This window comes from Saccharopolyspora sp. 6M, assembly GCF_020176775.1.
Taxonomy (GTDB): domain Bacteria; phylum Actinomycetota; class Actinomycetes; order Mycobacteriales; family Pseudonocardiaceae; genus Saccharopolyspora_C; species Saccharopolyspora_C gregorii.
On sequence record NZ_JAIUJZ010000228.1, the window covers coordinates 2,633 to 9,820 of the forward strand.

The window sequence follows — 7,188 nt, forward strand, 5'->3', positions numbered from 1 at the left end:
CGGGGGCGGGGGGGGGGGGCCCCCCGCCCCCCCCCCCCCCCCGCCCCCCGCCCCCCCCCGCCGCGCGCGCCGCTTTAAGTGGCCCCCCCGGCCCCGTTCACTCGCTCAACCGCGTGGCGCCGCGCCTCCGCCAGGCCGAAGCGGACCTCAGGGGCGCCGCGGGCTCGGCAACGCCCGGAGCACCAGCGCAGGATGCGGGTCCGGGCCGAACGCCGTGGACTTCACCGGCAGGCGAACCCCGGTCGCCGCGGCAGCCGACAGGTCCAAGTGGCTCGGCGGGAACGCGATCGCCGCGATGCCGCCGAGTTCGCGCACCGCGTGCAACGCCCGCGGCGCGCTCGGCTCATACAGCACTGGTGACTCGGCCACCACATCGAGGAACGCCTGCAGCACCGAGATGTGCATCGACCGCAACGACTCCGGGAACCGCTCGCACGGTCCCTGCAGGAACTCGACGTTGGGCCGGTCCAGCAAGAAGGCGCGGTCCGGCGTCGCGACGATGAACGCGGCCCCGTGGTAGGAGCGGGCCCGCAGTACGTCGAGCCACTCCTCCAGCGGCCCGGCCAACGCGGTGATCTGGAACCACTGCTGCGCGGCGGCGAGCGCCTTCCACGGATCGACGTGCGGCAGCACCCGGTGCACCGGACGCAACCGCATCGGGCTGCGCTTGGTGTCGACGAGCAACGCGGGGATGTAGTCCCACGGCCCGCGCCCGTACCCGGCGGCGTGCACCTCACGCCGGAACCGGCGGGCGGCCACGTGGCGGTGGTGCCCATCGGCGATCAACGCGGCCCGCTCGTGCAGCGCATCGATGATCTCCCCGCAGGTGGAGCGTTCGGTGAGCCGCCACACCCGGTGCTGCTGGCCGTCCGGAGTGCGCAGCTCGGTCAGCGGCCGCTGCCGGACGGCGGTGTCGAGCTGCGCGGCGGTGCGGTCGGTACCGCCGTAGCCGAGCAGAATCGGCGGCATGCTCATCCGTCCGGCGCGCATCAGCTCGACCATGGCGTCGGTGTGCGCAGGTGCGACGTCTTCGTGCGGAAGCAGCCGGCTGTCCAGGTGCACCGCGGAGATCACGCCGCGTTGCACGCCAAGCGGACCGGTCTGCTCGTAGACGTACATGGCGGGACGTTCTTCGCGGGCGAGCACCTCGAGGCGCTTCCACTCGTCCAGCAACCGCACCGAGTTCTCGACGTCCACGCGGTCCCACGGAGTGGCGTGGCGATCAGCGAGGCCGCGCAGCCGCTCGGGCGCGAGTACCCAGGCGCGGAACGGGCGGATGTCGACTCCCACTCGTACCGAACTCGTCACCACCGCAGTATCAACCCGCGGCTGAGCGTGCGGTGAAGCGGTCGCGGAAAGCACCGATTTGTGCGCTATGCCAGAGGTTTCCTCGACGGAGAGTGATCTCCACTCACCCTGGCGGGGCTGCGACGAGCGCGGCGTGGAGGTCGTCCAACGCCCCGTCCGCGGCGATGAGGAGGCGGGTGCATTCCTGCTCGGTACCGGGCTGCGGCGGGAAGCACCCGCGTCCGGACAGCTCGGTCACCCGCTGCTCCAGCGTGCGCGCCGGGTCGGTGATCTGCGGCGGGTTCTCGGTGGAGTCGGTGGCGCTGAGCGCGATGTTGCGCACCTGCGCCAGATAGCGTTCGCAGCGCTCGGTGCCGTGCTGAGCAGCACGCGTGTAGCACTGGTCCTGCGTGACGAAGCCGATCTTGGTGATGATGTCCTGCCGGGACACGCTCGGCACGTGGCGCTGCACGCCGGGGTCGGTCTGGTAGCCGGCGCACCCGGTCAACGCCAGCGCCGCCAGCGCCACGACCACCGCCGATTTCCGGTGTGATGTCGTCGTTCGCATCCCCCACCCCTTCCGCGGGTCACAGTACGCCCGGGTGGGTTCGGTCGGAGCGGTAGGCGGAGGTCGCGACGCCCCCGCACGCAGCCCTCCCGGGGGGGGGGGGCCGGGGGGGGGCGGGGGGGGGGGGGGGCGGGGGGGGGGCCGGGGGGGCCGGGGGGGGGGGGCGCCGGGGGCGGGGGCGGGGCGGCGGGGGGGGGGGCGGGGCGCCCCCCCCCCCCCCACCCCCCCCGGTGTTCTTGGTGTGTCGCCCCACACATTCCCCAAAAACCCGCCCTTCCACTCCACCAGGAATCGGGAAGTTGTCCACAGGTCGGCGATTCATCCACAGATCTCGAAATCGATGTGGCGCCGAGGTGAGCTGAGTAGTCATCGTGGAGTCATGCCGAGGAGAACGATCGCTGACTGGGACGGGGTGGCCACCGCGGCCACCTACGGCGTCATCACAGCGCGCGCTCTCGACGAACTCGGCGTACCAAGGCAGACCGTCTACCACCGGGCCTCGATCGGCGGCCCGTGGAAGCGGCTGCTCCCCGGGGTCATCATGCTGTCGTCAGGCACCCCCACTCGCGAGCAGCGCCTGGACGCCGCACTCCAGTACGCGGGCACCGGCGCGATGATCACCGGAATCGCCGCTTGCCGGTTGCACGGGATGACGCAGTTCCCCGGCACGGAAGAAGTGCACATGCTCATCCCGGAAGCTCGAAAGCGCGCCAGCAAGGAGTTCGTCGAGATCGAGCGGACCACCCGCTTGCCGCGGCCCGCATCTCAAGGCGGCTTCCGGGTTGCGCCTCTCGTCCGTGCGCTGCTCGACGCGGCGCGTCGACTGCCGACGCTGGACCAGGTGCGAGCACTGCTCGCCGAGGCCGTGCAACGCGGCATGGTCACGGCGGAAGCTCTCGCCAAGGAAGCTAAGGCCGGGTCTCGACGAGGGGTCGCCCGCTGCCGCGTCGTACTCGAAGAGCTGGGTGCCAACGTCCATTCCGCGGCCGAAGGGTGGGCGTACCGGCTGGCGCGGAAAGCCGGTTTGCCGCGGATGCAGTGGAACGTCCGGTTGCTCGGCCCCGACGGGAAGCTGTTGGGCGTACCCGATGGCTGGATCGACGAGGTCGGGCTCGCCTGGCAGATCGATTCCCTCAACTTCCACCTACGGCCGGCCGGCTACGAGAACACGGTGCGACGGCACACGCTCATGACCGCCGCAGGTGTCGTCGTCGTGCACACGCTCCCGAAGCACATCCGATCGAACCCGGCCGCGGTGCTGGATGAGCTCCGACGCTCGTACCAGGTTGCTCGACAACGTCCCCGTCCACGAGTGACAGCCGTTCCCCACACGACCGAACGCCGCTGAACCACCCGCGCCCTGAACGGATCCCGTGCTTCGCGCACGGCGTCACGTCTCCCCGCCACCGGCTCCCCCGCGCCGACCTACGCACCACTCATGCTGCCTTTCGGCCCACCGCGCGTCGGTTACAGCACGCGCGGCGTTCTGCTGCCGCGAGGAAGGTGGGCGGACCGTTCGCCCAATCCGGCTGGACGAACGGTCCGTTCGCTCCAGAGGATCTCGAGCGCGCTTGAATCGGTCCGCTGGTCACCACGCCGACAGCCGCCGCAGGTAATCGACCGAATCAGTTGGTGAACGGACCGTTCGTCCCATCTAGCCGGACGAACGGTCCGTTCACTCCTGGACGGTGCGTGCGGGGCCGAACGGCGTGGCGATCAGCGAGGCCGCGCAGCCGCTCGGGCGCGAGTACCGCCACGCCGACAGCCGCCGCAGGTAATCGACCGAATCAGTTGGTGAACGGACCGTTCGTCCCATCTAGCCGGACGAACGGTCCGTTCACTCCTGGACGGTGCGTGCGGGGCCGAACGGCGTTTTTCGAGTGAACGGACCGTTCGTCCCGATCTATTGGAACGACGGTCCGTTCACTCGGGTGCCGGTTAGGGCTGGGCTAGGCGGAGCAGGCGCGCGCACGCCGTGTCCTCATCCGGCGAGGTGGCGATCACGTGCCACTCGCCGCGTTCGGCGACGCCGGTGTCCCAGCCCTGCGTGCCCTTGCGCAGGAACAGGAACTCGGTGGGCGGCATCCGCGGTTCGTGCACGCCCTCGATCCACAGCTCGCTCTCGGCCACACCCGATCCGCGCAGGAGGGTGAACAGTTCGCGGCGGTCCATCCGCCTACCGTAGATCGTCCGCGGGCTTGAGGTAGCCGTTGGACAACAGCCACCGGACGTTCAGCCGCTGCCCGTCGCCCGGCTGGAGGAACGCGGGGTCGAGCAGAATCTGGGTGCCACCACCGGGCTGGGCGAACCAGGCGGCGATGGGTCCTTCCCACGCGGTGAACGGCCGCGCCACCTCGTACCGGTGGTAGCCGCAGGGGAAGTCGGCTTCCCTGGTGGTCAGGCTCTGCGGCGGCAGCGAACGTTCGGCGTAGTCGTCGCCGGCAGGGGCGAGGAAGGAGCCGTACTCGGAGCCGAAGCGGTCCAGTTTTTCGCCCACTTCCAGTACTTCGGCGTCCTTGTCGGCACTTCCGTCGGGGAGCACTTCGAACCCGTCCAGCGGCGGGTACTTCCAGCTCTCCGCCGTGGAGTCCCAGTACTCCGCCAGGAACCGGTCCGGCGGGAGGTTCCCGCTGCGTGAGTAGCCGGCCAGCAGCGGTCCGACGGGCTCCTGCCACGGCCGGGGCAGCACCGCAGGCCCCCATCGTTCGTCGCCGGCGTGGACCCCGGTGCAGGGTTCGGGCCGGTCGGCGTGCGGCGCCGCTTGGGCCGGTGCGGCGGGCACCAGCACGGCCACCAGCCCGAAGCACAGCGCGAGCAGGGCTCGTCTGCGGCGCGGCACGCGCGGGTGCGGGACGGCCGCGCCGCTGCGTCGGATCGCGTTTCGGGAACACGGCATTTCGAACCCCAGCATGGAACTCCTCCTGATCGCTGTGCTGGCCCCACTGATAGCGGCCGAGTGATCACCCGGGGAACGTTCCACGTGGATTGCGCTCGATCGGTTCGCACTCGCTACCTGATCGGATGGATCTTGGTTCTGATTCTGACGCTCCGCATCCGAAGTCGTCGGTGCCACCGCCGCGGGCTGCTCGGAACCCGCCGCTGAACTCGGCGACCGGCCCGCAGGTCCTTTTTGGACGTGCCGAATCCGGGACTTTTCCCTGGCGGTGAACGCTCGACCTTCCCCGGAAGGCGGCCGCGGACCCCGCTGCGCGAACCCGGCACCGTCCACGCTGAGTCACCACGGAACCGACCGGACTCCCGCGAGTGGAAATTCCGGATCCGGCCACGACTCGAATCCACCGGGAAAAAGCAATCCGGCATTGCCGGAACGCGCGCTCTGAAATCCGCTGCGCACATCGACCCAGCCCCGCCGAAACGGCGAACCGGCGGCGGAACGCCCGGCCCCCCGACGATTCGGCGGGCTCAGCCCGTGCCGGTCCCGCCGGTCCCGTCCCCGAACCGGACGTGCTCGGGCTGCGGGATGAGCAGTTCGTCGACCCCGCAGCCGAGCACGACGCAGAGCACGTCCAGGTCGGCGAGCTTCACGCTGCCGGGCTGCCCGGACCACAACGCGGACATCTTGCCCGCGGAGATCACCATCCCGCGCTCGGCGAGCCTGCGCTGCAGGTCACTGGCCTTCCATATGCCCCGGTTGGCCGCAGCCAGCCGCAGGTTCCACCGCATCCGCACCTCCTCCTGCCCCAGCCGGCACCGCGGACGCGCGCGGCGCCGGTCGCGGGACCACCCCGTTCTGATCGCCACACCGTTCCCCGCCCAACACCGCACGACGCCTTTCGGGATTGTTTCAGGAATGCCGAATTCGCCTCGACAAGGTCGGGTTAATCGCGAACGCTACTGCATCGATCCAAGCACTCCGCAACCGGTTCCCACCGACCGCCCCCGTACTTCGCCCGGCCGGAGCAGCACGTCGTGCACGGCGCGAATCGGACCCGCTGGAAAACGGGTTCGATCGTCCGCGGAACGACCAGAGAACACCGATTTATTTCCAAGCGCAACTACTTCCCGTGATCACAATAGGCGAAACGAGTGATGGTCGGTGATGTAGCTCCCGCCCGCCACCGGAGCAGCCACTCTTAGCACCTTCGGGTGACTGTACGGCCCCATCCGGCGGTGCTAGCGTCTTCTCCGCCAGGAAATGAGCACGCAATTTGCCGATGCCCGGTTTCCACGTCGGCGTCTTTCCATTCACGCGAAACCCAGCGGAAAACAAGCGAACTCAGTCGAAGAATCGGCCTGTTCCCCTCGAACCGGCCGATTGGCGACCCCGCGACCCGAACCGGGCCGGGCCGGGTCGTTCACCGGCACGGCGGCCAGCGAAGCCCGCCGCGGTCGAGCACGCCCCGCTCCACCGGAGCATTCGGCGCTTTCCCCAGAACTCGAACGAAAGATTAGGTGGTGTACGTCGTGACCGTGGCGGATTCGGGTGTCGACGAGAACGAGCGGCCGCAGCTGAGCCTGGGTACGGCCGCCGCGCGGAACCTCGCGACGACGACCAAGACCCCACCGCAGATGCAGGGCATCACCTCGCGGTGGCTGCTGCGGATGCTCCCGTGGGTGCAGGCGACCGGCGGGACCTACCGGGTCAACCGCAGGCTCACCTACACCTTGGGCGACGGGCGGGTGACCTTCACCAACACCGGCTCCGACGTCCGGGTCATCCCCCAAGAGCTGCGCGAGCTGCCGCTGCTGCGCGACTTCGACGACGAGTCGGTGCTCGGCGCGCTCGCCGACCGCTTCGTCCAGCAGAACTTCGAGCCCGGCGACGTCCTCGTCGAGGCCGGGCAGCCCGTGGACCAGGTCTTCCTGCTGGCGCACGGCAAGGTGAACAAGCTCGGCCGCGGCGAGTACGGCGACGACACCGTGCTCGGCGTCCTCGCCAACGGCGAGTACTTCGGGGAGTCCGCGCTGCTCAGCGCCGACGGCACTTGGGCCCACACCATCAAGGCCGTCACCTCCGGCACCGTGCTCGCGCTGCGGCACCAGAGCCTGCAGGAGATGAACGCCGCCGAGCCGCTGCGCCAGCACCTCGCCGGCATCGACACCTCCACCGGGAAACCGCAGAACGAGCACGGCGAAGCCGAGATCGGCATCCACTCCGGACACAGCGGCGAAGCTCTGCTCGGCGGCACCTACGTGGACTACGAGCTCAGCCCGCGCGAGTACGAGCTCAGCGTCGCCCAGACCGTGTTGCGCGTGCACAGCCGGGTCACGGACCTCTACAACCAGCCGATGAACCAGACCGAGCAGCAGCTGCGGCTCACCATCGAAGCACTCCGCGAACGCCAAGAGCACGACCTGCTCAACAACCCCGA

At 69.8% G+C, this 7,188-nt stretch carries 7 protein-coding genes; 2 read left to right on the forward strand and 5 right to left on the reverse strand.

The window, feature by feature from the left end:
• Nucleotides 1–147 precede the first annotated feature (147 nt).
• Entirely contained in the window at nt 148–1,290 is a 1,143-nt protein-coding gene (locus LCD31_RS25205; protein WP_224962004.1) for a DUF1015 family protein, read from the reverse strand.
• 121 nt (nt 1,291–1,411) lie between these two features.
• On the reverse strand, nt 1,412–1,855 hold the full coding sequence (locus LCD31_RS25210) for a hypothetical protein (RefSeq protein ID WP_224962006.1): 444 nt from the start codon (nt 1,853–1,855) through the stop codon (nt 1,412–1,414).
• Nucleotides 1,856–2,234: 379 nt separating this feature from the next.
• Between LCD31_RS25210 and LCD31_RS25215 the strand changes: the two genes are divergently transcribed.
• A complete protein-coding gene (locus tag LCD31_RS25215; protein ID WP_224962007.1) occupies nt 2,235–3,203 on the forward strand; it encodes a hypothetical protein in 969 nt (322 codons plus the stop codon).
• A 590-nt stretch (nt 3,204–3,793) separates the two neighbouring features.
• Here the strand turns inward: LCD31_RS25215 and LCD31_RS25220 are convergent.
• From LCD31_RS25220 to LCD31_RS25230, 3 genes are all read right to left on the reverse strand, one after another.
• Nucleotides 3,794–4,027: a hypothetical protein gene (locus LCD31_RS25220; protein ID WP_224962010.1), complete on the reverse strand. Its 234-nt coding sequence runs from the start codon at nt 4,025–4,027 to the stop codon at nt 3,794–3,796.
• A gap of 4 nt (nt 4,028–4,031) precedes the next feature.
• Nucleotides 4,032–4,766 (reverse strand): TNT domain-containing protein, encoded by a 735-nt coding sequence (locus LCD31_RS25225; protein ID WP_224962012.1) that lies wholly within the window; start codon nt 4,764–4,766, stop codon nt 4,032–4,034.
• A 512-nt stretch (nt 4,767–5,278) separates the two neighbouring features.
• Nucleotides 5,279–5,539: a helix-turn-helix transcriptional regulator gene (locus LCD31_RS25230; protein WP_224962014.1), complete on the reverse strand. Its 261-nt coding sequence runs from the start codon at nt 5,537–5,539 to the stop codon at nt 5,279–5,281.
• 729 nt (nt 5,540–6,268) lie between these two features.
• Here LCD31_RS25230 and LCD31_RS25235 point away from each other — a divergent pair.
• On the forward strand, nt 6,269–7,188 hold a 920-nt coding region (locus LCD31_RS25235), incomplete at its 3' end, for a family 2B encapsulin nanocompartment shell protein (protein ID WP_224962016.1).

Bases quoted from the DNA above. Each gene is read 5' to 3' on its own strand.
- LCD31_RS25220 (WP_224962010.1), bottom strand. From the start codon at position 4,027: ATGGACCGCCGCGAACTGTTCACCCTCCTGCGCGGATCGGGTGTGGCC.
- LCD31_RS25225 (WP_224962012.1), bottom strand. From the start codon at position 4,766: ATGCTGGGGTTCGAAATGCCGTGTTCCCGAAACGCGATCCGACGCAGC.
- LCD31_RS25215 (WP_224962007.1), top strand. From the start codon at position 2,235: ATGCCGAGGAGAACGATCGCTGACTGGGACGGGGTGGCCACCGCGGCC.
- LCD31_RS25230 (WP_224962014.1), bottom strand. From the start codon at position 5,539: ATGCGGTGGAACCTGCGGCTGGCTGCGGCCAACCGGGGCATATGGAAG.
- LCD31_RS25210 (WP_224962006.1), bottom strand. From the start codon at position 1,855: ATGCGAACGACGACATCACACCGGAAATCGGCGGTGGTCGTGGCGCTG.